Origin of the sequence: Kitasatospora sp. NPDC058492 (assembly GCF_042720685.1) — a bacterium.
Classification (GTDB): domain Bacteria; phylum Actinomycetota; class Actinomycetes; order Streptomycetales; family Streptomycetaceae; genus Kitasatospora.
The window spans coordinates 258,869-280,872 of the sequence record NZ_JBHXMU010000001.1 but is presented as its reverse complement, the minus strand read 5'-3'; the positions used below and the strand labels follow the sequence as shown (position 1 = coordinate 280,872).

General features: G+C 71.9%; 21 protein-coding genes. 9 read left to right on the top strand and 12 right to left on the bottom strand.

Annotation, left to right across the window (positions count from 1 at the left end; all coding sequences use genetic code 11):
- Window positions 1–54 precede the first annotated feature (54 nt).
- Entirely contained in the window at window positions 55–1,455 is a 1,401-nt protein-coding gene (locus tag ACFWPI_RS01145) for a sensor histidine kinase (protein WP_380369376.1), read from the bottom strand.
- Window positions 1,452–2,138, bottom strand: coding sequence for a response regulator transcription factor (locus ACFWPI_RS01140; RefSeq protein WP_380369373.1), 687 nt, complete (start codon window positions 2,136–2,138; stop codon window positions 1,452–1,454). The genes ACFWPI_RS01145 and ACFWPI_RS01140 overlap by 4 nt, the downstream gene beginning before the upstream one ends.
- A 63-nt stretch (window positions 2,139–2,201) precedes the next feature.
- Here ACFWPI_RS01140 and ACFWPI_RS01135 point away from each other — a divergent pair, with 63 nt between their 5' ends.
- The 4 genes from ACFWPI_RS01135 to ACFWPI_RS01120 all read left to right on the top strand — a co-directional run bounded on the left by ACFWPI_RS01135 (window position 2,202) and on the right by ACFWPI_RS01120 (window position 6,509).
- Window positions 2,202–3,410, top strand: a complete 1,209-nt coding sequence (locus ACFWPI_RS01135; RefSeq protein WP_380369370.1) for a glycosyltransferase — start codon at window positions 2,202–2,204, stop codon at window positions 3,408–3,410.
- A gap of 76 nt (window positions 3,411–3,486) precedes the next feature.
- Window positions 3,487–4,515 (top strand): SDR family NAD(P)-dependent oxidoreductase, encoded by a 1,029-nt coding sequence (locus tag ACFWPI_RS01130; RefSeq protein WP_380369367.1) that lies wholly within the window; start codon window positions 3,487–3,489, stop codon window positions 4,513–4,515.
- A 176-nt stretch (window positions 4,516–4,691) separates the two neighbouring features.
- Entirely contained in the window at window positions 4,692–5,483 is a 792-nt protein-coding gene (locus tag ACFWPI_RS01125) for a nucleotidyltransferase domain-containing protein (protein WP_380369477.1), read from the top strand.
- A gap of 186 nt (window positions 5,484–5,669) precedes the next feature.
- On the top strand, window positions 5,670–6,509 hold the full coding sequence (locus ACFWPI_RS01120) for a hypothetical protein (RefSeq protein WP_380369364.1): 840 nt from the start codon (window positions 5,670–5,672) through the stop codon (window positions 6,507–6,509).
- Window positions 6,510–6,580: 71 nt separating this feature from the next.
- Here the strand turns inward: ACFWPI_RS01120 and ACFWPI_RS01115 are convergent, their stop codons facing one another.
- The 3 genes from ACFWPI_RS01115 to ACFWPI_RS01105 all read right to left on the bottom strand — a co-directional run bounded on the left by ACFWPI_RS01115 (window position 6,581) and on the right by ACFWPI_RS01105 (window position 8,982).
- Window positions 6,581–7,135: a hypothetical protein gene (locus tag ACFWPI_RS01115; RefSeq protein ID WP_380369361.1), complete on the bottom strand. Its 555-nt coding sequence runs from the start codon at window positions 7,133–7,135 to the stop codon at window positions 6,581–6,583.
- Between the two features lie 153 nt (window positions 7,136–7,288).
- Window positions 7,289–7,669: a VOC family protein gene (locus ACFWPI_RS01110; RefSeq protein ID WP_363367504.1), complete on the bottom strand. Its 381-nt coding sequence runs from the start codon at window positions 7,667–7,669 to the stop codon at window positions 7,289–7,291.
- Window positions 7,670–7,848: 179 nt separating this feature from the next.
- The gene (locus ACFWPI_RS01105) at window positions 7,849–8,982 is read right to left on the bottom strand and encodes a DUF4185 domain-containing protein (RefSeq protein ID WP_380369357.1); all 1,134 of its coding nucleotides are present in this window, start codon (window positions 8,980–8,982) and stop codon (window positions 7,849–7,851) included.
- A gap of 393 nt (window positions 8,983–9,375) precedes the next feature.
- On the opposite strand from ACFWPI_RS01105, the gene ACFWPI_RS01100 reads away from it, so the two are divergent.
- Window positions 9,376–10,008, top strand: a complete 633-nt coding sequence (locus ACFWPI_RS01100; protein WP_380369354.1) for a peptidase inhibitor family I36 protein — start codon at window positions 9,376–9,378, stop codon at window positions 10,006–10,008.
- A 2-nt stretch (window positions 10,009–10,010) separates the two neighbouring features.
- On the opposite strand, the gene ACFWPI_RS01095 is transcribed toward ACFWPI_RS01100, so the two are convergent.
- The 3 genes from ACFWPI_RS01095 to ACFWPI_RS01085 all read right to left on the bottom strand — a co-directional run bounded on the left by ACFWPI_RS01095 (window position 10,011) and on the right by ACFWPI_RS01085 (window position 13,388).
- Complete coding sequence (locus ACFWPI_RS01095; protein WP_063352045.1) at window positions 10,011–10,193, bottom strand: hypothetical protein; 183 nt, start codon at window positions 10,191–10,193, stop codon at window positions 10,011–10,013.
- A gap of 167 nt (window positions 10,194–10,360) precedes the next feature.
- Complete coding sequence (locus tag ACFWPI_RS01090; RefSeq protein ID WP_380369350.1) at window positions 10,361–11,644, bottom strand: glycosyltransferase 87 family protein; 1,284 nt, start codon at window positions 11,642–11,644, stop codon at window positions 10,361–10,363.
- A gap of 430 nt (window positions 11,645–12,074) precedes the next feature.
- Window positions 12,075–13,388 carry a UDP-glucose dehydrogenase family protein gene (locus ACFWPI_RS01085; protein WP_380369347.1) on the bottom strand — a complete coding sequence of 438 codons (1,314 nt, stop codon included), beginning with the start codon at window positions 13,386–13,388 and terminating at the stop codon, window positions 12,075–12,077.
- Between the two features lie 334 nt (window positions 13,389–13,722).
- Between ACFWPI_RS01085 and ACFWPI_RS01080 the strand changes: the two genes are divergently transcribed.
- Window positions 13,723–15,114, top strand: coding sequence for a sporulation protein (locus ACFWPI_RS01080; protein ID WP_380369344.1), 1,392 nt, complete (start codon window positions 13,723–13,725; stop codon window positions 15,112–15,114).
- A gap of 22 nt (window positions 15,115–15,136) precedes the next feature.
- Here ACFWPI_RS01080 and ACFWPI_RS01075 read toward each other — a convergent pair whose 3' ends face one another.
- Window positions 15,137–15,730 carry a TetR/AcrR family transcriptional regulator gene (locus ACFWPI_RS01075; RefSeq protein WP_380369341.1) on the bottom strand — a complete coding sequence of 198 codons (594 nt, stop codon included), beginning with the start codon at window positions 15,728–15,730 and terminating at the stop codon, window positions 15,137–15,139.
- Between the two features lie 126 nt (window positions 15,731–15,856).
- On the opposite strand from ACFWPI_RS01075, the gene ACFWPI_RS01070 reads away from it, so the two are divergent.
- Complete coding sequence (locus tag ACFWPI_RS01070; RefSeq protein WP_380369338.1) at window positions 15,857–16,975, top strand: FAD-dependent oxidoreductase; 1,119 nt, start codon at window positions 15,857–15,859, stop codon at window positions 16,973–16,975.
- Between the two features lie 261 nt (window positions 16,976–17,236).
- Here the strand turns inward: ACFWPI_RS01070 and ACFWPI_RS01065 are convergent, their stop codons facing one another.
- Window positions 17,237–17,968: an SDR family NAD(P)-dependent oxidoreductase gene (locus ACFWPI_RS01065; RefSeq protein WP_380369335.1), complete on the bottom strand. Its 732-nt coding sequence runs from the start codon at window positions 17,966–17,968 to the stop codon at window positions 17,237–17,239.
- Between the two features lie 260 nt (window positions 17,969–18,228).
- Between ACFWPI_RS01065 and ACFWPI_RS01060 the strand changes: the two genes are divergently transcribed.
- Complete coding sequence (locus tag ACFWPI_RS01060) at window positions 18,229–19,245, top strand: DUF4190 domain-containing protein (RefSeq protein WP_380369333.1); 1,017 nt, start codon at window positions 18,229–18,231, stop codon at window positions 19,243–19,245.
- A gap of 108 nt (window positions 19,246–19,353) precedes the next feature.
- On the opposite strand, the gene ACFWPI_RS01055 is transcribed toward ACFWPI_RS01060, so the two are convergent.
- Both ACFWPI_RS01055 and ACFWPI_RS01050 read right to left on the bottom strand, forming a co-directional pair.
- Window positions 19,354–20,043 carry a hypothetical protein gene (locus tag ACFWPI_RS01055; RefSeq protein WP_380369331.1) on the bottom strand — a complete coding sequence of 230 codons (690 nt, stop codon included), beginning with the start codon at window positions 20,041–20,043 and terminating at the stop codon, window positions 19,354–19,356.
- Between the two features lie 37 nt (window positions 20,044–20,080).
- On the bottom strand, window positions 20,081–20,755 hold the full coding sequence (locus tag ACFWPI_RS01050) for a hypothetical protein (protein ID WP_380369329.1): 675 nt from the start codon (window positions 20,753–20,755) through the stop codon (window positions 20,081–20,083).
- Between the two features lie 378 nt (window positions 20,756–21,133).
- On the opposite strand from ACFWPI_RS01050, the gene ACFWPI_RS01045 reads away from it, so the two are divergent.
- Window positions 21,134–21,958 (top strand): alpha/beta fold hydrolase, encoded by an 825-nt coding sequence (locus ACFWPI_RS01045; RefSeq protein ID WP_380369325.1) that lies wholly within the window; start codon window positions 21,134–21,136, stop codon window positions 21,956–21,958.
- The last annotated feature ends 46 nt before the right edge of the window (window positions 21,959–22,004 follow it).

Genomic DNA, 22,004 nt, shown 5'->3' with positions numbered 1-22,004 from the left:
GAGCGTGGTGACGGGTGGGCGCTCGGACGGCGGATCAGAAGCCGGCCGTCCCGTTCAGCCCGGCAGCCGCAGGCGGAACAGCGCCCCGCCGCCGGGGGCGGCCTCGGCGGTGAGGGTGGCGCCGTGCGCGTGGGCGATCTGCCGCGCCATGGCGAGCCCGAGCCCGGAGCCGGGCAGGGCGCGGGCGGCGGAGGCCCGGTAGAAGCGGTCGAAGACGTACGGCAGGTCCTCGGGCGCGATGCCGGGGCCGTGGTCGCGGACGGTCAGTTCCAGTCCGGTGGTGAGCCGGACCTCGACCGTGGCGCCCGGCGGGCTGAACTTGGCCGCGTTGTCGAGGAGGTTGGAGACCAGCCGGGCCAGCCGGGCCGGCACGCCGGGGACGGTGCGCTCGGCGGCGCCGTGGCCCGCGGCGCCGTCCGCGTCGTCGTCCAGGGTGAAGGCGATCGCCGGCCAGTGGCCGCGCGCGGTGTCGACGCAGTGCCCGACGAGCCGGCCGACCGCGACCTGTTCGAGCAGCGGCTGCGGTTCCTCGTCGCGGGCCAGCTCGATGAGGTCGTTCACCAGCCCGGTCACCTCGCGCAGCTGGCGGTGCAGCGCGGCCGCCGCCCGATCCCGCTGGCCCTCGGTCAACCGGTCGGCGCGGGCCAGCAGTTCGGCGTTGGTGCGCAGCGCCGTCAGCGGGGTGCGCAGCTCGTGCGAGGCGTCGGCGACGAGCCGGCGCTGGGCGGCCACGGACTGCTCCAGTTCGCCCAGCATGGTGTTGAAGCTGCCGGCCAGCCTGGTCAGTTCGTCCTCGCGGCGTCCGGGCGGCAGGTCGATCCGCAGCCCCGCGTCCCGGGTGTCGGCGATCCGTTCGGCGGTGCGGGTCAGCCGGGCGACCGGGGCGAGGGCGGTGCGGGCCACGGTGCGCCCGAGGACGGCGGCCAGCAGCAGGCCCGCCGCCGCGACGGCCGCCATCAGCGCGCCGGCCTGCCGCACCCCCTCCTGGACGCTGTCGGCGCGCAGCGCGACCTGGACGGCCTGCCGGGCGCCGGGCGGCGCCGCGATCATCGGGGTGGTGAGCATCCGGGCCGGGTGGCCGCCGATGGTGAGGTCGGTGAAGTAGCCGGCCCGCTGCCGGTTCGCGACCTGGCGGGTGGCCGGTGTGACGGGCAGCAGGTACTGCTCGTTCGGTGGTTTGCCGGGGTCGGCGGAGACGATCTGCGCGCAGGCCGGGGCGGCAAGGTAGTTGCACTCGCCGTAGACGACCTGCGGCCCCTGGTCGCGGTGCTGCTGCTGCACCAGGGTGGCCTGCTGGGTGAGGTGCTGATCGAGTTGGTGGTTGAGCTCGTAGCGGACGATGCTGAACGCGGCCGCGCTGATCCCGAGCGCCACCACGGCGACCGCGGCCGTGCAGGCGAGGGCCAGCCGGGTGCGCAGCGGGCGCCGGCGCCGCCAGCGCGCGTGCGCCCTCAAGCCCGGTCCAGCCGGTAGCCGACCCCGTGCACCGTGTGCACCAGCCGGGGTTCGCCGCCGGCCTCCAGCTTGCGGCGCAGGTAACCGACGTAGACGGCGAGGGAGTTGGAGTCGGGGCCGAAGTCGGCGCCCCACACGCGCTCCATGATCACCTCGCGCGGGAGCACCTGGCCGGGGTGGCGCAGCAGCACCTCCAGCAGCGCGAACTCGGTGCGCGAGAACTCCACCGGCCGCCCCGCCCTGCTCCCGGTCCGGGTGACCGGGTCGACCTCCAGGTCGGCGAAGCGGTAGCCGGGCTCCTCGGCGGCCGGGGCGCTGCGCCGCAGCAGGGCGCGCAGTCGGGCGGTCAGCTCGTCCAGGGCGAACGGCTTGACCAGGTAGTCGTCGGCCCCCGCGTCGAGGCCGTCGACGCGGTCGCTCACCGAGTCGCGCGCGGTCAGCACCAGGATCGGGAGCCGGTCGCCCAGGGCCCGCAGCCGGCGGCAGACGGCCAGCCCGTCGAGGACGGGCATCATCAGGTCGAGGACCATCGCGTCGGGCTGCCAGCCGGACACCTCGTTCAGCGCCGCCAGCCCGTCGGCGGCGCCGCGCACCTGGTAGCCCTCGACGGCCAGCCCGTCCTCGACGGCGGCCCGTACCTCCGGATCGTCGTCGACGACCAGCACTCTCTGCCCGTTGCTCATGCGGACAACCCTCTCAGAACGACTCTGAGAACTCTCTTAGGCGGCCTCAGCAAGCTCGACGGCATGCGGACAGAACACGGCAACCATGCCAACCACGATCCGGCCCGCCCCCTGTCGGTGGTGATCGGCGCCGGCGGCACCGGCGGACACATCTACCCGGGCCTCGCACTGGCCGAGGCGCTGCGCAGAGCCGACCCGCGGGCCGTGATCTCCTTCGTCGGCACCGAACGCGGACTGGAGACCACCCTCATCCCGCAGGCCGGCTACCGGCTGCACACCGTCGACATGATCCCCTTCGACGCCTCCCTCGGCGCGCGCCGCTACCTGCTGCCCGCGGCGCTGCTGCGCTCCGGCCGGGACTGCCGGGAGATCCTGCGGGCCCAGGGCGCGCAGGTCGCGGTCGGCATGGGCGGCTACCCGAGTGCGCCGGTGATCGTCGGCGCCAAGATGGCCGGGCTGCCGAGCGTGGTGCACGAGTCGAACGCGGTGCCCGGGCGGGCCAACCGCTTCGCCGCCCGGCTCACCCCGCACATCGCGCTCGCCTTCGACCGCACCCGCGAGCACCTGCCCGCCGGCCGTTCGGCGCAGACCGTCGGGATGCCGCTGGTCGGCGCCGTCGCCCAGCTCGACCGGGCGGCGCTGCGCGCCGAGGCCCGTCGGCACTTCGCCGTCCCGGACGGCGTCCGGCTGCTGGTCTTCAACGGCGGCAGCCTCGGCGCCGCCCGCCTCACCGCGGCCGCCGTCGAACTGGCCGGACGCTGGCGCCACCGCACCGACCGGCGGCTGCTGATCAAGACCGGCCCGGCCGCGCTGGCACAGGTCCGGGCCGCACTGGACGGCAACCCGGTGGCGCACGCTGTCGCCTACCTGGACCGGATGGACTTCGCCTACGCGGCCGCCGACCTCATGGTGTGCCGCGCCGGCGCGGCCACCGTCGCCGAACTCTCCAGCCTCCGGATGCCCGCCGTGCTGGTGCCCTACCCGCACGCGCCGCACGACCACCAGACCCACAACGCACGCGTCCTCTCCGACGCCGGCGCCGGCCTGCTGCTGCCGGACGGCGAGTGCACCGGCGAACGGCTGGCCGCCCTGGTGGAACCCCTGCTCGCCGATCCGGCCCGGCTCGCCGCGATGGCGCAGGCCGCCGACCCGGGCGACCACGCGCGCGCCGCCGACCTGCTGGCCGCCAAGGTGCTCCGCGTCATCGGCCGGACCCCGGCACCCGCGCCGCCCGCCGTCCCGGCCCCCGCCCCCGGCCCGTACGACCGCTGACCGCTCGACCGCTCGACCGCTCGACCGCTTGACCACTGACCGCCGACCACCCGCCCCGAACCACCGGAGGACCACCATGAACCGCCCCGCCCACCCCAACACCCCCGCCGCACACCAGGACTGGACCGGCCGGACCGTCCTGGTCACCGGCGCCGAAGGCTTCATCGGCAGCACCCTCGTCGACCTGCTGGTCGCCCGCGGCGCCCGCGTCCGGGCCCTGGTCCACTACAAGCCGTACGCCGAGCGCGGATACCTCGCCCACTACCTGGCCGACCCCGGCAGCCCCGTCGAGATGCTCGCCGGCGACGTCCGCGACGCCGGCCGGGTCCTGGACGCCGTCGCCGGCTGCGACACCGTCTTCCACCTCGCCGCGCTCATCGGCATCCCCTACAGCTACCAGGCCCCCGAGGCCTACGTGCAGACCAACGTCGTGGGCACCCAGAACGTCGCCGCCGCCTGCCTGCGGCACGGCGCCCGCCTGGTGCACACCTCCACCAGCGAGGTGTACGGGACCGCGATCACCGCACCCATCGACGAGCACCACCCGCTCCAGCCGCAGTCCCCGTACTCCGCCTCGAAGATCGGCGCGGACATGATGGCACTCTCCTACTGGCACGCCTTCGAACTGCCGGTCGCCGTCGTCCGCCCGTTCAACACCTACGGCCCGCGCCAGTCCGCCCGCGCCGTCATCCCCACCATCCTGGCCCAACTCCACTCCGGCGCACGGGAGATCAGGCTCGGCTCGACCACCCCCACCCGGGACTTCACCTACGCCACCGACACCGCGGAAGGCTTCCTGGCCATCGCCCGCGCCGACCGCACGCTCGGCGAGACCGTCAACCTCGGCACCGGCAGCGAGGTGTCCATCGGCGACCTGGCCAAGGCCCTGATCGTCGCCTCCGGCCGGGACGCCGACATCGTCGTCGACCCGACCCGGCTGCGCCCCGGCGGCAGCGAGGTCGAACGGCTGCTCTCCGACAACCGCAAGGCGCGCGACCTGGCCGGCTGGCAGCCCCAGGTCGGCCTGGACGAGGGCCTGCGCCACACCTCCGACTGGGTCGCCGAACACCTGCACCTGCTCGCCCCGGACCGCTACCAGGTCTGACGCCGCCCCTGCGGCCAACTGTCCCATCGGGCATGGGCCTTGGTGCCGGAGCCGGCCACCGGCTCCGGCACACACCCGCCCTCGAAGCCCCCGCATCCGGCGACCGCCGGCGGAAACGGCTGGCCCGACGCAGGGGTGACTGCCAGACTCGCTCCGTGCGAGCGATCATCGAGGAGATGGCCAACCGCCTGGCCGCGGTGCCGGGCGTCGTCGGAGTCATGCTCGGCGGCAGCCGGGCCCGCGGAGAGCACCGGCCGGATTCGGACTGGGACCTCGGCGTCTACTACCGTGGCGGGCTCGATCTCGCCGCGTTGCGCGCGCTGGCCGGCCCCGAGGTGGAGGTGGCCGGCCCGGGCGGCTGGGGGCCGTGGGTGAACGGCGGCGCGTGGCTGCAGGTCGACGGCGTGGCGGTGGACTGGATCCTGCGGGACATGGACCGGGTCGAGCAGGTGTGGACGGACTGCCGCGAGGGCCGGTACGAAGTCGGCGTGCAGGCCGGGCATCCCCTCGGCTTCTGGTCGCCCTGCTACGCAGGCGAGGTGGCGCTCGGCCAGGTCCTGGCCGACCCCGCCCGCGAGCTGACGGACCTTCAGCAGAAGGCCGCGACCTACCCCGAGCCGTTGCGAGAGGCCTTGACGGCGGGAGCCTGGGAGGCGGAATTCCTGGTCGGCGCCGCAGCGAAGGGCGCGGCACGGGCGGACACGTTGTACGTCTCGCTCTGCCTGTCCCGGGCCGTCGGCGTACTGGTGCAAGCGATGTTCGCCGAGGACCGGCGCTGGTGCCTCAACGAGAAGGGCGCGCTGGCTGTCGCCGAGACACTTCCGGGCGCGCCAACCGGCTTCGGCCCGCGAGTCCGCGGCCTGTTGGGGGCGCTCGGAGAGAGCGCCGAACTGCTGGCGGCCACAGTGGCCGAGGCACGGGAGCTGGTCGAGGAGACCCTCGCCGCGCTCCGGAACCGCACCGAGTAGCAGCACACACCTTGAGCCGGGCGCTCGTTCGCTGGCGGCTCGTCGGCTCACCGGTGTTCGACATCGCTGGGGCAGCGCCAAACAGTGCGGAGAACTCACGTCTGCGGGCGCGGCTGCTGCCGTCCCGCCGAGTCGGGAGCGAAGAGCGGAGCCTCCGTGTCCTCCGCTTGCGCTAGTCTCCGGCAAATGTCAAGGATTGATCGATCTTTCGTTCGGAGCAGGCGGGGCACCTCCGCCCTCCGGATCCGGACGGTTGTAGGCATCGTCCTCGGTGTCGCCGCGTTGACCGGCTGCGACCCGAGTGGTGCCTCCACAACCCCCGCGAAGGGGCCGTCCCAAGCAAGTAGCGCGACCGATGCGGCGCCGACTGCCGCAACTCCCGCCACACCTGCCGCTGCACCAGGCCCGACAGCCACATCACTGTCCTTCAGTTACCACGCGCTGGGCAAACATGAGTACATCGATCAGACGCTGTCCATCGACAACGACGGGCAGGCCGGCGCGGCGCCCACTCTGACGATCACGGCAGTGGACGGCAGCGGTCACGATCTGCCCGACGTACAGGTCACCACGGCGTACGGGAGTGACCGAGGCAGTCTCGTCATCCAGCCCGGCGGTGGCTACGACGTCCTGGCCTTCCACGGGGCTGACGCCCAACGGGTCGCCAATGTCAGAGTGACCGTCAAAGAACTCGCCGCGGCGGACCTTCCGGCGGACGCGTCCGCGGTCGAGGCCGAGCCGGCGGATTCCGCAGGCCAGCAGCTGACCAAGTTCGACGCATTCGACCAGGTCATCGTGAAGAACCCGAACAACGCGGCCGTATCGGTCCGGATCGTCTACCTGGTCTACAACCAGACACCGGCCGGAACGCCCCAGCAGGCGATTGAAGTGGTCCCGATCGGCGGGCTGATCACCGTTCCTCCCGCAGGCACCGTTTCCGTGGCTGTGTCTGGAGACGCAAGGACGGCCGTTCAGAAATACTCGGGTGGACCGGCCGTGAGCGTCAAGGCCCACTTCTCCCGTTAGCCGATCGCGCGGGGCCATCGGACCCCGGCCCCGCGCCATCGGGCGAGCAGCGAACCGCCGGACGGCGGGAATCAGCTGGTTCGGTCCTTCGGGTTCACCGTGCAGAAGTACACGCGGTTGGTCTGCCTGTCGAAGTAGAAGCTCCCTGTGTACTGGGCCCGCGTGACCGACTTGTCGAAGGCCTCACTGTGGAGCCACGCCATCGTGTCCCCGACCTCGGCGGCTATCTCCTGCGGGACACCGCATCCGATGCCGCCCTCCCGCCACGTCCCGCTGCCCGTGATCGCCGTCAGCGTCGCCGGATCGAGCTTCGCCACCCCGTCCAGGCTCACGTCGGTCGGACCGGGGATCTCCGGCACGGAGTTCTTCGTCAGCACCCGGCCGACCCACTTCGTCGCGGACAGCTCACCCAGCTGCGGGAAGTGGCGCTTCAACGGTTCGACGTCCGTCCGCACCTCCGCCGGGGTCGTCGCGACGGCGGTCGGGCGGCGGCCCTCACCTTGCCCGGCGGCGCTGTTCTCCGCTGCGGACGCACAGGCCGAGGCGAGCAGCGCCGCGGCGGGAATCAACAGCAGAATCCGGGCGCCGCCCGCTCGCTGCTTCACCTTCACCGGCGCACGTTTCACGGGTTCGTCCTCCCTGGCCTTCTCGGTTGAACGTCTCTGCACAAGACTTTCGCCGCGTCAGATTCGCGACCGATCAAGGCACCTCCGCCGCATCGGACTTCGCGGCAGACCCCGGGTGCCCGGAGCCTCGCGCCGAGGCGTGGCCGATCGGCGTCAGAGCGGGTCGATGCGGGCCTTGAGCAGGCAGAACTCATTGCCTTCGGGGTCGGTCAGGACATGCCACTGCTCCTGCCCGGTCTGGCCGATGTCGGCCGGGCGGGCGCCGAGCGCCAGAAGGCGTTCGAGCTCGGCGTCCTGATCGCGGTCGGTGGCGTTCACGTCGATGTGCAGCCGGGACTTGCCCGGCTCCGGCTCGTCCCGGCGGCTGAGGAAGATCGTCGGCTGCGCACCGCCGAATCCTTCGCGCGGCCCGATCTCCATCGAGCCGTCGTCCTCGCGACCGAGTACGACGAAGTCCAGGACCTCGCACCAGAACCGCGCCAGCACCTCGGGGTCGCGGCAACCGAGCACCAGCTCACCGATACGACACGCCATGACGAGTACCTGCTCTCAGCCGGGGAACCGCCGGGGAGACCACACGCGAACGGCACGGGCTTCCGGCGGCGAAACAACCCCGCGACCGTACCGGACGGGGCGAGCACGGTCGACATGTTTTCCGGGCCGCTGCGGGCCCGACGCGGGGCCGGCGGCATCGACCCGAAGCCGGTGCGGGCTCAGGACAGCATGTTGATCCGGTACTGCATGATCCGGTAGTTCGTCGGGTCGTACCACTGGCTGACGACGATGTGGAAGTTGCCGAACGTCGAGCCGGGGATGACGAAACCGCCGTACGGGCTGGCGACCAGGTTGGCGACCTCCTGGCCCGGGGCGCAGGGGAGGATCATGGCCTGTTCCAGCGTCGTGGTCAGGTCCGAGGTCGGGAGGGCGAAGACCATCGCCCTGATCGACAACTGGTCCATGTTCAGCCACGTGAGGACGTACTTGCCGTCCATGGCGCGGAAGCACATCTCGCCCCACTTGCGGGTGCCGAAGACGGTCGTCGGGGCGGGCGCGTTCCACCGCCAGCCGCCGTCGGCGTAGCCCCACGGCTCGTAGGCGTCCGGATTGCCGAGGCTCTCCTTTCGTACCCGGTGGAGCAGCATTCCCGATTCCACGTCGCGGTTGAAGACCGTGGACAGGACGTAGCAGTAGCCGTCGTCGGCCACGGCGTACGTCTTCTGCTGGAACTGGCCGCCGTACAGGTCGCCCGGCCACTGGCACAGGTACTGCCAGGTCTCACCGTTGTCGGTGGAGCGCCAGAAGTCGGTGTGGTGGGTGTCGTAGATGACGCCGCGCATGAGGTGCATGTACATCACGCCGTCGACGACGAACACGTCGGACGGGATCGCCGTCGTGGCCTTGTCACCGACCGGGTTGTGCGGCTCGTCGACCAGGCTGTTGGCGTGGCTGCCGCCGACGCTGCCGTCGATGCGCAGGTTGTTCAGGTCGGCGCTGCTGGAGCGCAGGCCGACCGGGGCACGCCAGTCGGCTGCGCCCACCTGGGCGCCGTCGAAGGTGTCGCCGCAGACGAAGAGCATCGTGCCGTCCGGACACAGCACCGGGATGCCGAGGTCGGTCCACGGCGAGGCGAACGGCCCGGTCTCGACCGGGCCGCTGAGGTTCTTCACCTTGGTCGCGATCGTCGGGCTCGGAGGGTCGTTCGGACCGCCGGCGACCGCCGCGGGGGCGCCCGAGCCGATGGCCCCCGCCCCCACGGCGACGCCGATGCCGATCTTGAGGACCCTGCGGCGGGAGGGCCCGCCGGTCGTCGCGTCGTTCCCGCCCGATGAGCCCGATGAGAGTGTCATTCTGTCGCTGGCCTTTCCGAGTCGACGAATTCCCGTGGCACCGAACGGATCGCGCACCTCGGCGGCGACGGGTCGCCACCGAGGCTACGGCGCCCCGTCGCCCTGCCGTCGATCGGTGGGCAAACCTTCACCCAAATTGGCTATGCCACACGGAAGTTCCGCATCCGGACGTGGACCGGCCGAGGTGAGATAGGGCCGAATGTCCGCAGCCGGGCGGCCCACCGACCACCGGCCGCCCCGTGACCCGAGCCCGGACGAGTCCGGACGAACACGGCGAGCAGCAGGGGCTCTCCCGGGCGCAGGTTTCGATCGATCGGCGCGTGCATGCCGTCTCACGCCCCCTGATCGAGACGCGAGCATCACATATCGTATGCATATCGCTACCGTTGGAATATGACGCACTCTCGAGTCCGCAGTCTCCTCGTTCGTGGGGTCGTGGCCTTCGTGCTCCTGGCTGCGCCCCTTGGGGCGCGGGCCGCAGCCGCACCCAGTACGGGCGAGGACGCGCGGCCCGTCATCAGAAACCTTGCCCGCGGTGACCGTGACCTGCTGCAGCAGGCGGTGGACGCCCAACTCGCCGCGAGCAAGAACGGTAAGCAGACCGCCGCCAACGAGATCACCTACCCGGACGGGGCGGTGGTGGTCCTGCCGCTGCCCGGGGAGGCGCAGGCTCCCCCGTGGAGCGGGGACCACCACCGCCGGTCCGCCAGGGGCGCGGACTGGAAGAAGTGCCCGGCCCCGACCAGCGAACCCTCCTACTACTGCTTCTACGCCGACAAGAACTGGGGTGGCAGGAGGCTGCAGTTCAACCTCTTCCACGAGGACAAGCCGGTGTACTTCGCCGACTACGGGTTCCGCGACCAGACCAGTAGCTGGGTCAACACCGCCCGCGGCCTGGAGGTGATCGTGGACAACGACCCGGGCGACGGCCAGTGGCAGATGCTCTGGAAGGAGCCGCCGGAGTCCCTGTCCGCGTCGGTCGGCTTCGACAATATGGCCGACCGTTTCTGGGCGGTTCGTCAGTAGCCCTACCGGGCACCGGCCGAGGCGGGAGGGGAGATCGTGCCCGCGGTGACCGGCTCCGGCGTGACCGTGATGTAGGTCGGGGCCGGAGCGGTCTCCCGGGCACGGGCCGTGTACCAGCCGGCGCCGAACGCGAGGATTCCGATCAGGAGGCCTGCGAGGGCCATGGTGACGTACTGCTGCTTCATGACCCCAAGGGTAGAGCTCTCGTGGTCAACTCCCGTGCCGCCACGGCACGATGGGCCCCTCTCGCGTCAACCACGCTTGACGCGAGAGGGGCCCATCATTCCGCGGGAGCCTCCGCCGGGGAGGAAGGCCGCTGCCCGAAGGCGGGTGACCGGGCGCTCCGGCGAACCTACGCGGTCAGCGCCGCCGCCTCCGGGGCCGGTTCGAGATCGCCCGGAGTCCACGAGCGCCGGAACTCCCCGATGGTGGCCCGGAGTACGACTATCAGCGCCAGCAGCATCAGCACGCCGTTGGCCGGCATGGACAGGTACGGTGACACGCTGGGGGCGATGAACTTGAGGTAACTGCCGAAGGACGACAGCTGGACCAGGACCGGCACGTACCAGAGCCGCCGGGGCAGTTGGAAGGCGATGATCACGCTGATCACGTCCGCCACGTAGAAGTAGCGCTCGTGCATGGACGGCAGCAGGAACGGCACCGCGATCGCGAAGACGGCGGCCAGCAGCAGGAGCCCCGTGTCGGTGAGCTTGGCCCGTCCCTCCCGTACTGTCGGTCCGTTCTCCAGGGCCGCCGCCCCGCCGGCGCGGCGGATGGCCCAGACCGCCAGCCCGATCAGCACCAGCACCAGCGCGCCCGCGACCAGCACACCTGCGTGCCGTACGGGGTCCTGCTCCTCGTACGGCACCGAGACGAACTGGTAGACCGACGGCGCGTTGAGCGTGAGGTCCTTGTACGTGTCCGGCTGCCGGGCGTACACCGTCAGCAGCTGCCACGGGTCGGAGCCGAGCAGGACGGCGGGGATGTCGAGCGCCACGTACACCGCCGGAAGGGCCAGCAGGCTTCGCCACGGGATCCGTCGCGCCAGCACCAGGACGAGCAGGAGCGGGAACAGGAAGATCGCCTGGAGCTTGAACGCCAGCGCGATCCCGAAGAACGAGCAGGCCCACCAGGGCCGGTCGCGCAGGATGTGGTAGACGCCGCCGACCAGGAAGGTCGTGAAGATCGCGTCGGCCTGGCCCCACCAGCCGCTGTTGGTCACGACCGTGGGGAGGAAGAGGACGATCACCGCCGCGCCGAGGGCCCGCCAGGGCTGCTGCGGCGACCGCAGGGAGACGATGCGGAACGTGTAGTACGCCAGCGCCAGGTCGAACAGGATCGAGATGCACTTGATACCCGTGAGCGCGGCCACCGGAAGGTAGGTGAGCGCGGCCATCAGGTACAGGTAGGGGACGTTGTAGTCCGAGAAGCCGGTGCCGCTGAGAGCGTGGAACCCGCCGTTGTTCGCGATGTACTGGTACCAGGGCCCGAGGAAGTAGTAGAAGTCCGTCGACTCGTTGTCCAGCATCAGGATGCGGACCGAGAGCGCGGCCATCACCGCCGCCATCGCGGCCAGAATCAGGACCGTCGGGTCGGCCGTGCTCTGACGCGGCTCCTCGGCGGTTATCTCGGACATCGGTCTCCATTCGGGTCGGCGGTGCGGTGGGCCGGCCGGGGTGCGTGTCATGGGTCGGACGGCGAGGCCGGTACCGCGGCCCTCCGTGGGGGAGCCCCGTCCGCAGGGCGGCAGCCGGACCGGAAAGCCCTCCGTGCCCCACCCCTCGATCCGCCCCCGTGGCCCGTTCCCGTGATCCGTTCCGGTGGGCCGGCCCCGACGGTGGTATCCGGCAGGTGGTGCGCGAACGGGCGGATCCGCCCCCGGCCGATCATAGGCGCCCGGGTCCACCGGCACTCTGGTGGCCCCGGACCCGTCAGGGCACGGAGAAGGGCAGACCCGGGCGGCGCGGACGACGCCGGCCCCGGGGGCAACCGCAGGGGTGGGGCAGGCACGGAGCCGGACGGGATCGACGTGGCTGCCGGGGCCCCGTGCGGGTCATCCGTGCGGGTCAGGGGCGGCCGAGGGCGCGGAAGGTCCAGCCGGCAGCGCGCCAGCGGGCGGCGTCGAGGGTGCCTCGGGCGTCGATGACCCGGGGGACGGCGATGTGCCGGGCGAGGTCGGCCGGGTCGGCGTCGGAGTACTGGGGCCAGTCGGTCAGGTGCAGCAGCAGTTCGGCGCCGGTGACGGCCTGGGTGGGGTCGTCGGCGTAGTCGAGCCGGGGGTAGGCCCTGCGGGCGTTGTCCACGGCGGCGGGGTCGTGGACGGTGACCTCGGCGCCGGCCCGCAGGAGGGCGTCGGCGACGGCCAGGGCCGGGGAGTCGCGGATGTCGTCGGTGTGGGCCTTGAACGCGGCGCCCCAGACCGCGATCCGCTTGCCGGTCACGGCGTTGCCGAGGACTTCGCGGGCGAGTTCGACGGTGTGCTCGCGCCGGCGCCGGTTGATCGCCGCGACCTGGCGGAGCAGGCCGGTGTCGGCGCCGAGCTCTTCGGCGCGGTAGGTGAACCCGGCCAGGTCCTTGGGCAGGCAGCCGCCGCCGAACCCGAGGCCGGGCCGCATGCCCTCGGCGCCGATCCGGTGGTCGTGGCCCAGGGCGAGGACGATCTGCCGGACGTCGGCGCCGGTCAGCTCGCAGAGCTCGGCCATCGCGTTGATGAAGGAGATCTTGGTGGCGAGGAAGGCGTTCGCGGCGCCCTTGATCAGCTCGGCCGTCGCGATGCCGGTGACGATCAGCGGGGAGCCGGCGGCCAGGATGTCGGCGTAGACCCGCCGGAAGGCGGCCTCGCTGCCGGTGTCGCCGTCCTCGACGCCGAGCACGATCCGGTTCGGCTCCAGGGTGTCCAGGAGGGCGAACGACTCGCGCAGGAACTCCGGCGACCAGGCCAGGCCGACGCTCACCCCGGCGCGGAGGTGCTCGTCCAGGGTCTGCCGCAGTTCCGTGACCGTGCCGACCGGGACGGTCGATTTGCCGATGATCACCGCGCCGTCGCCGAGCCTGGGGGCCAGGCGCCGGACGGCGGTGTGGAGGTGGGTGAGGTCGTAGGCGCCGCTGCCGTCCCGCTGCGGGGTGCCGACGCCCAGGAAGTGGACGTCGGCGAAGCCGGCGGCCTCCGCGTAGGAGGGGGTGAAACGGAGCCGCCCGGTGGCGGTGTGCTTGGCGAGCAGGTCGTCCAGGCCGTGCTCGACGAACGGGGCCTGGCCTTTGTTCAGCGCGTCGACCTTGTCGGCGTCGGTGTCCATGCCGAGGACCTGGTGGCCGAGTTCGGCCATCGCGGCGGCGTGGGTCGCGCCGAGGTAGCCGCAGCCGATCACGGTGAGCTTCACGAACGTGTCCTTCCGAAGGGGGCGGGCGGCGTCCGCGCCGGCCGGTCCTGCGATTCCGCGCATCCGGGTGTCACCCCTGCGCGTGAATCGGTGGTGGCCCCGCCGGGAGGAGGTTTCCGCAGGCCCCGGCGGAGGCCCGAACACCAGGCAACCGCCTGGCAGTCGGTGCGGACAGGGCTCGCAAGGGGGCTCACAAATCGTGCATCCGATTCACCGTGAGCGACGGATGTCATACCCTCGGCGATCAGGCCTCGGGTGCCGGACCTGCGACGTCTCGTGCCTGGCCGCGTACGACTTCCCCGCGCCCGTGCGGGGACCGATTGAGGGGGACGCCGTGGCGTCGACCACCCGCCGGACCAGGCCGCCGAACGACGCGCTGGCCCGGATGATCGACAAGTGCGAGGGCGCCAGCCGCAAATCGCTGGCCCACCGGGTGAACGAGCTCGCCCACGAAGCCGGGCTGACCACGACCTATACGCACACGTCCGTCGCGAACTGGACGGCGCGCGGCATGGTTCCGGACTGGCCCGTGCCGAAGCTGCTGGCCCGGGCGATCGGCGAGCGGCTCGGCCGGCCCGTGGGACTCGGCGAGATCGGTATGGCCGATGCCGGGACACCGGACGCCGCGATGGGGTGGGATTTCCCGAGGGACCCCGCCGAGGCCGTGCGTACGGCCACTTCGTTCTGGAGCAGCGTGAACCGCCGAGACTTCCTCACCGGTGCGGGCTTCGCCGTCTCCGCGTTCACCACCCCGGTCACCCGCTGGCTGGTCACCCCCGCCGACGACACCGCCGCCCACCGCGGCCGCGGCCGGGTCGGCGCCGCCGACCTCGCCGAACTGCGGGACGCCGCCGACGACGCCCGGCGCTGGGACTCCAAGTACGGCGGCGGGAACTGGAAGGCCAACTCCGTCACCGCCTGCCTCCGGGAACGCGCGGTCCCGCTCCTGAACGGCTCCTTCAGCGACGAGGTCGGACGGCAACTGTTCTCCGCGACGGCCGAGTTGTCCCGCCTGGCAGGCTGGACGGCCTTCGACGTCGGCCGACACGACGTCGCTCAACGGCACTTCATCCAGGCTCTCCGCCTGGCCCGGGCCGGCGGCGACGTCCAGCTCGGCTGCTATGTCCTGGCCACGATGGCCATGCAAACTCTGCTGAGGGGATTCGCGAGCGAGGCCATCGACATGGCCCAGGGCGCCTTCGAGCGGGCCAGGGGCCGGGCAGCCCCCAGGGTGCTCGCGTTCACCAAGCTCATCGAGGCCCGGGCCCACGCCCGGGACGACGACGCCCGGGCCGCCTCCGCCGCGCTCGCTGCCTCCGAGAGCCTGCTCGACCAGGCCCACGACGGCGCCGAGGAGCCGGCGTGGATCGACTTCTACCACCACGCCCGGCTCTCGGCCGACGCCGCCGAGATCTTCCGCGACCTGAGGAACCCCGAGGCCGCCCTCGCGTGGAACGCGCAGGCCGCCGCCATGCCGCCCGGGGTGTTCACCCGCTCGGTCGGGATGCGGCTGGCCATCGTCGGCACCGCCCACCTCCAGAGCAAGGACCTGGACCAGGGCCTCGCGCTCGGCCACCAGGCCGTCGACATCCTCGCCCGCGTCCAGTCCAGCCGGGCCAAGGACTACGTCCGCGAGTTCAACACCGCGCTCACGCCTTGGCGCCGCGAGCCGCAGGTCGTCGAGTTCCTCCAGCGGACCGGCAGGGAGCTCGGCGTCGCCGTATAGGGCGAGAGGCGGCGCGGCCGGGTCAGGTGCCCGGGTGGGAGGCTGCCCAGCCGTGTTCGAGCAGGGCGAAGGCGTCGTCGGCGGCTCGGCGTGGTTCAGGGTGCCGCAGGATGAGGCCGCGGGCCTCAAGGGCGAAACGGGCGAGGGCGGCGCAGCTGACGTCGTCCTCGGGGGCGGCGACGGCCTCGGCGATGGCTCGTGCCAGGGCGGTTTCGTGGCGCGTCCACATGCGGTGGGCGTAGTCGCGCAGCGCGGGGGTCTCCTGCACCATGCGCGTGAAGTCGGCGAACCGCGGGTCCGCGGTGTGGACGGCGAACTGGGTCTGCGCCAGCAGGAGGTGCTCGCGCAGCGCCTGCGGGATCGACGTGCCGGGGGTGCGTTCGCGTACGGCGGCGACGAGTGCTGCTTCGATGTCGTCCTCCTGGTCGAAGACCAGGGCTTCCTTGCCGGAGAAGTGCTTGAACAGGGTGGTCACCGAGACGTCGGCGGCCTCGGCGACGTCCTTGACGCCGACCTGGTCGTAGCCGTGTTCGAGGAAGAGGTCGAGTGCGGCGTCGGCCAGGGACTGGCGGGTCTGGGCCTTCTTGCGCTCGCGGCGCCCGGTCGGTTCGGTCACGTGCCCACCATATCGGCGAAGTGCATCCGCTGCAAAAGTTTAGTCGTTGCGCTTATTTAGCGAGTGTGCTTTCTTGGTGATGTCAGGCCTCCCAGCGGCCCACCCACCTCCCCGAGGGGTACTCCCATGAACTCTGCCCGCGAACCCCGCGAACCCCGCATCGCGATCGTCGGCGCCGGCCTCGGCGGCCTCACCTGCGCCCGGGTCCTGCAGCAGCACGGCCGCTCCGTCACCGTCTTCGAGCGCGAGGCATCCGCCGACGCCCGCCCGCAGGGCGGCACCCTCGACCTGCACGCCGACACCGGCCAGGCCGCCCTGCGCGCGGCGGGGCTCCTCGACCGGTTCCACGCCCTCGCCCGCCCCGAAGGAGACGCATGGCGCGTGCTCGACTTCGCCACCGCCGCGCTCCTGGCACAGCAGGGGCCTTCCGCCGACGGCGGCCGGCCGGAGATCGACCGGGGCCAACTGCGCGGCCTGCTCCTGGACTCGATCGCCGAGGGCACGGTGCGATGGGACCGCGCCGTCAGCGGGGTCACCCCGCTGACGGACGGCACCTGCCGGCTGCGCTTCGGTGACGGTACCGTCGAGGACTTCGACCTGGTGGTCGGTGCCGACGGCGCCTGGTCGCGCGTCCGTCCGGCCCTGTCGCCCGCCGTACCCCGCTACACCGGTGTCACCTTCGTCGAGACCGGATTCGACCACTGCGACACCCGCCACCCCGACCTCGCGCGGCTGGTCGGCAACGGTTCGATGCTGGCGAAGGGCGCCGGCAGGTCCCTGGTCGCCCAGCGCAACAGCAACGGCCACATCCGCGCCTACATAGCGCTGCGCGTGCCGGAGGACTGGCACACGGCCGCCGGTATCGACCTCGGCGACCAGCGGGCCGTGCGGACGCACCTGCTGAGGACGTTCGACGGCTGGGACGAGAGCCTGCGCTACGTCCTGCGCAACAGCGACAGCGGGTTCGTCAGCCGGCCCCTGTTCGTCCTGCCCGCCCCGCACACCTGGCAGCGCGTTCCCGGCGTCACGCTGCTCGGCGATGCCGCGCACCTGATGCCCCCGGTCGGACTGGGCGCCAATCTCGCCATGCTCGACGGCTCCGACCTCGCCCACGCCCTCGCCACCGAACCCGGCGTCGACGACGCCGTCCGCGCCTACGAGAGCATCATGCTGCCGCGCTCGATCGAGGCCGCGACGGGCAGTGCACAGGGACTCGACCACCTCGTTCCCTCGACGGCCCCCTGACCCGACTCCACTCGGGCTCTGACTGTCTTCGCTCAGGGACCTGGTGTTCGGGCACTCGCGGCTGGAGTCGTCCAGGGCGGGTCGAGCGACTGTCGGCTTCCACGGGCTGTCCGGGCTGTCCGGCCCCTTTGGTCGCTTTGGTCGCTGCGTATTGACGCAGGTCAGGGCGGCGACAGGGACTGAAGCGACTGAGGCCGGGGATTGGGTGCACGTTGTCGCCCGGCGCGGAGAGGCCACCGTGGGCGCGGTTTGAACGTGGTGTCAGGCAACGGGTCGTCCGTTGCCGAACAGCTGTCCGGTGGGCCCGTCGGCGTCGAGGGTGGCGGCTCGGACGATGTCGCGGGCACTTTCGGCGGCAGGGCGGTCGGTTGCGTCGTCGCCGCGTTCGGGGTGGGTCGCGGTGTTGCCGGGGTCGACGGCGTTGACGAGGATCGGGGTGTGCGCCAGGTCCCGGGCGAGCACCGTGGTCAGGGCGTTGAGCATGTACTTGGCCATCGAGTAGGCCGGGGCGCGCAGCGCCGCGCCGAGGTCGAGGCCGGTGGCGATCTGCTGGGCGGACAGGCTTGAGACGTTCACGATCCGGGCTGCGGGCGCGGCGGTCAGCAGCGGCAGCATCGCCTGGGTCAGGGCCCACGGGCCGATCACGGTGACTTCCAGTGCGGTGCGCACCGCATCCATGTCGGCCTCCATCGCGGACAGGACCTGGAAGTCGGGCATGGCGCTGGCGTTGTTGACCAGGACGTCGAGGTGGCCGAAGGCCTGGGTGAGGTGGTCGGCCGCTTCGTGCATGCTGACGGGGTCGGACAGGTCCAGGCGCAGGGCGGTGGCCGCGTGCCCGTCCCGGCGCAGTCGGTCGGCCAGCGGCTCTGCCGTGGAGTGGTCGCGGGCGGTGAGGACGACGTGGTAGCCCTGTCCGGCGAGTTCGCGGGCGACGGCGAAGCCGAGTCCGGCCGGGCGGCTGGTTCCGGTGACGAGTGCGGTCCTGGTGGCCATGGCGGGTGTTCCCCTTTCAGGTGGCTTGAACAGTTGCTCGCTTGAGCTTGCACCGCGACGTCGGAGCTGTCACCGGGCACCTGTATGTTGATCACCCGCCGACCCCGTCGGTGTCCCGTCCCGGGGTGTCGACGTGCGGGTCCGGCCTGGGGTGGTGGTCGCTTCGCGGAAATCGGGTCGCTGTCGTCGGGGGATCAGGAGATCCTTTGGCGTCGAGGCTGAACAGCCGCTCATCATCTCAAGTGCCTGAAGGATTTTGCATGACCGTTCCTGCCCCGCCCGACAGCCCGCGGTCCGCCGAGGAGCCGGCCGACACCAACGCATGGGCGGCGCCGAGCCCGGGTCAGGGTCAGGGCGAGGCCACGGCGCCCGCCGCCACCGCTGCCGCACCCCCTGCCGCGGCTCCGAACGTCCCGTACTGGCCGCCGTACGCGTACCCGATGCCGGCGCCGCAGCCCCGCAACGGCCTGGGCACCGCGGCCATGGTGCTCGGGATCGTCGGTGGCGTCCTCAGCCTGGCCGTCATCTTCTTCTGGCTGTCCTGGCTGCCGGCCCTGCTCGCCGTGGTCTTCGGCGCCATCGGGCTGGGCTACGTCCGCAAGGGCCTGGCGACCAACCGGGCGATGGCGCTCGCGGGCGTGATCCTGGGCATCACCGGCCTGCTGGTCTCGGTCGGCGCCGGGGTGTTCGTCGTGACGCGGGTGCAGGCGGCCAACGACGAGCGGCGGGCGGACGAGAACGCCGCTCGCGCCCGTGCCGATGCCGCGACCCGGGCCGACAACGAGCGGGCGGCGAGGGAGCGGGAGCGGATCGAGGCCGAGCGGAGGAGGGTCGAGGCCGAGCAGGAGACGGCGGCCGCGGACGAGCGGGCCCGGCGTCTGTCGTTCGGTCAGTCCTACACGTACGGGGACGGGCTGAAGGTCACGATGGCCGCGCCGACGCCGTACGTTCCGAGCGACAGCGTGTCGGGGACTCCCAAGAACGCCAAGATCATCCAGGTGCGGATCACCGTCGTCAACACCGGGTCGGAGGAGGCCTCGCTCGACGGGTCGGGGCTGCCCACCATCAGGGACGCCAAGGGCAACCTCGTCTTCACACTGATCGACGGAAGCGGACGGATGAAGATCCTCAAGGGCTCGCTGGCCCCGGGCGAGGAGGCCACCGGTCTGACGGCGTACGCCCTGCCGGGCAGCGCGGCCGACCGGTTCTCCGCCCAGTTCGACTACGGTCTCGGGCGGCTGCGCAAGGACGTCATCTGGTCCGGCTCCCCGAGCTGACCCGGGGCCGCTCCCGCCGGAGACCAGGGTGGGGCGAGGTCTCGGACCCGGATCGTCCGAGGCCGGGGCGCGGCACGTGCCGCGCCCCGGCCAAGTGTCGAGGGAGCCTCAGAGGTTGAAGCGCATGACCATTCGACTTCCCGGGAGGCTGCTGATGGTCCCGCTGTCGCAGTCCGTGATGTCGGCCCCCGGGTAGAGGGTGCCGGTGACGGTGGCGCCGGGCAGGACGGTGCTGTCGAGGGAGACCGTGCCGTTGAGGCTGTTGGCGATCTGGTTCTTCGAGGGGTCGCCCTCGACGCGTTGCATGCCCGAGGTGTTGATGGTGGAGGTGCCGGCCGGGTTGCCGTTCGCGTCGACCCAGTCGACGACGATGGTGCCGGTGAGCTGGCCGATCTGCTTGCAGGCGAGGGTCGCCGACCCGGTGACGGAGACCGATCCGGCGGACAGGGCGGGGCCGCCGTTCTTCGTCAGGCACCTGTCGATGGCGCCGTTGTTCATGGACAGGTCGACCGCAGCGGGGGTGTCCGTGATCGGCTGGGTGCTGTTGACCGTACCCTCCGCGGAGCACATGAGCCGGAGCAGGGGGTTGGCCCGGGTTTCGGCGACCCCGTTGGCCCCGTCGGTCACGGCCGGGGTGTCGGCGGCCGAGGCGGGGGCGGGCTGCTGGAGGAGCACGGCCGAGGTGGCGGCCACGGCGGCCAGGGCGAGCGGGACGGCGGCCAGGCGCCACCGGCGGGGCCTGGACGGCGCTGCTTCCCGCGTCGGCACGGGGTCGGAGTCCCAGGAGTGCGAAGGCATGGTGTTCCTGTTCTGTGAAGTCGGGCGGCTGAGGGGGTCAGAGGAGGCTGGAGAACTGGGCGTCGTGCTTCGCGGTGAGGCTGCTCAGGCCGTTGGAGCAGTGGCTGATGTCGCTGGTGGGCTCGAAGGTGGCGAGGACGCCGGCGAGCGGCAGGACCTTGCTGCCGAGGGACACCGTGCCGTCGCTCGAGTTGAGGATGTCCCCGCGCGCGGGGTCGCCTTCGACGTCCTGTGCGCCGTTGGTGGTCACGGTGGAGGTTCCGACGACGCTGCCGGTCTGGTTCAGTCCGCTGTACCAGGTGATGGTCTCGGTGCCGCTGAACGTACTGGGGGAGGAACACGAGAGCGTGCCGGTGCCGGCGAAGGTCAACGTCGCCGACAGGACGTTCGTGGGCCCGCCGTTCTCGGCGAAACACTCGTCGAACGTGCCGACCCAGGAGAGGGACACGGTTGCGGGGGTGTTCGTGATCGGCGCGCTGCTGCTGCCGACGGCCTGCCCGGAGCAGGTGAGCTTGGTCAGGAGCGTGTCGCGGTGGCCGGTGGACTCGCTGGCGGCGGCCGGGATGGGGGAGGCCTGCTGGAAGAGCAGGCCGGCACCGGCGGCCGTGGCGACCAGGGCGAGCGGGACGGTCGCGAGTCGCCACCGCCGGACCGAGAGTTTTCTGGTGTGCGGCCCGGACGGTGTGCCTGGGGCGGTGGGTCGAGCTCCCATAATGCTCTCCTTTGTTTAGGTACGAACTGCTGCTGCCAGAATCACCACCAGTGAGGCTCCGTGCGATCCGAGCAGGGCTGGATTCGCCTTTACGGTGCGATATTGATCCGACTGTCGCAGCGCAGGACCGAACTCCTCCAACGTTGTCTTTTTGCTACTGAAGATCGTGAACAATCTTTACTGTCGGGCAGTCGGGGGATACCGGCGCGTGCTTGCCGGGTCTTCCCCCGGCGGCGGGTTACGTTCTGCGGCAGACCTTTTCAGCGCTGGCCCGTCGGGCCGCCCGACGGACAAGGGGAGACCCCCATGCTGCCCAGTCGACCCCTCCTGCCCGGCTTTCCGGGTAGGGAGCACTGGCGGCGCGAGGAGGAATCCGGATTGCACTACGTCGACCACGGATCCGGCGACGTCGTGCTCATGCTGCACGGAAACCCGACGTGGGGATATCTGTGGCGGCGTCTGATCACCGCGCTGGCCGGGGACTTCCGTTGCATTGCGCCGGACCAGCTGGGCATGGGGTTCTCCCAGCACAGGACCGGTGCCGGTCCGATTCCGCTCGCGGAGCGGCTGGAGCACCTCGACGCGCTGGCGGCCCACCTGATCGAGCAGCGTCGGGCGCCGTCGGCGGGCTGGACCCTGGCGGTACACGACTGGGGAGGGCCGATCGGCCTGGCCTGGGCGAGGCGGCACCCCGGGTTGGTCACGAAGCTGGTCGTGCTGAACAGCGTGGGTTTCCGCTGGCCCGAGGGGTACCGGCTGCCGCGCTCGCTGGCCCTGCTGCGCGACGTCCGGCCGCTCGGCGAGGCGGCGCACCTGCTGAACGTCTTCCCCCGGGCGGCGCTGCGGGCCGGGGTGGTCCGGCCGCTGCCCGCCGAAGTCCGCTCCGCCTACCTGCGGCCGTACCGCAGCGCGTGGCAGCGCCGCGCGGTGCGGGACTTCCTGCGGCAGATCCCGCGCAGCGGCGCGGACCCCGCCTGGTCCCTGGTCGATCCCGGTGGCGACAGCGCCGACCTCGCCGGGCTGCCGGTGTTCATCGGCTGGGGCCTGCGCGACCCGGTGTTCACCCCGCTCGTCCTGGGGGAGTGGCGGCGCAGGCTCCCGCACGCCGAGGTGCACGCCTTCGCCGACGCGGGCCACTTCGTCCTGGAGGACGCCGGAGAGTCCCTGACCGGGCCGCTTCGGCGCTTCCTGTCCACGCGATGACGAACCATCACGGAGAGGTACCCATGCCCTCGCCCCACAGCAGGAT

Excerpts from the sequence above, each read along its gene's own strand:
- ACFWPI_RS01140 (WP_380369373.1), bottom strand. The coding sequence starts at position 2,138 with ATGAGCAACGGGCAGAGAGTGCTGGTCGTCGACGACGATCCGGAGGTA.
- ACFWPI_RS01125 (WP_380369477.1), top strand. The coding sequence starts at position 4,692 with ATGGCCAACCGCCTGGCCGCGGTGCCGGGCGTCGTCGGAGTCATGCTC.
- ACFWPI_RS01050 (WP_380369329.1), bottom strand. The coding sequence starts at position 20,755 with ATGGGAGCTCGACCCACCGCCCCAGGCACACCGTCCGGGCCGCACACC.
- ACFWPI_RS01110 (WP_363367504.1), bottom strand. The coding sequence starts at position 7,669 with ATGGCGTGTCGTATCGGTGAGCTGGTGCTCGGTTGCCGCGACCCCGAG.
- ACFWPI_RS01055 (WP_380369331.1), bottom strand. The coding sequence starts at position 20,043 with ATGCCTTCGCACTCCTGGGACTCCGACCCCGTGCCGACGCGGGAAGCA.
- ACFWPI_RS01120 (WP_380369364.1), top strand. The coding sequence starts at position 5,670 with ATGTCAAGGATTGATCGATCTTTCGTTCGGAGCAGGCGGGGCACCTCC.
- ACFWPI_RS01095 (WP_063352045.1), bottom strand. The coding sequence starts at position 10,193 with ATGAAGCAGCAGTACGTCACCATGGCCCTCGCAGGCCTCCTGATCGGA.
- ACFWPI_RS01090 (WP_380369350.1), bottom strand. The coding sequence starts at position 11,644 with ATGTCCGAGATAACCGCCGAGGAGCCGCGTCAGAGCACGGCCGACCCG.
- ACFWPI_RS01100 (WP_380369354.1), top strand. The coding sequence starts at position 9,376 with ATGACGCACTCTCGAGTCCGCAGTCTCCTCGTTCGTGGGGTCGTGGCC.
- ACFWPI_RS01130 (WP_380369367.1), top strand. The coding sequence starts at position 3,487 with ATGAACCGCCCCGCCCACCCCAACACCCCCGCCGCACACCAGGACTGG.
- ACFWPI_RS01135 (WP_380369370.1), top strand. The coding sequence starts at position 2,202 with ATGCGGACAGAACACGGCAACCATGCCAACCACGATCCGGCCCGCCCC.
- ACFWPI_RS01065 (WP_380369335.1), bottom strand. The coding sequence starts at position 17,968 with ATGGCCACCAGGACCGCACTCGTCACCGGAACCAGCCGCCCGGCCGGA.
- ACFWPI_RS01105 (WP_380369357.1), bottom strand. The coding sequence starts at position 8,982 with ATGACACTCTCATCGGGCTCATCGGGCGGGAACGACGCGACGACCGGC.
- ACFWPI_RS01070 (WP_380369338.1), top strand. The coding sequence starts at position 15,857 with ATGAACTCTGCCCGCGAACCCCGCGAACCCCGCATCGCGATCGTCGGC.
- ACFWPI_RS01060 (WP_380369333.1), top strand. The coding sequence starts at position 18,229 with ATGACCGTTCCTGCCCCGCCCGACAGCCCGCGGTCCGCCGAGGAGCCG.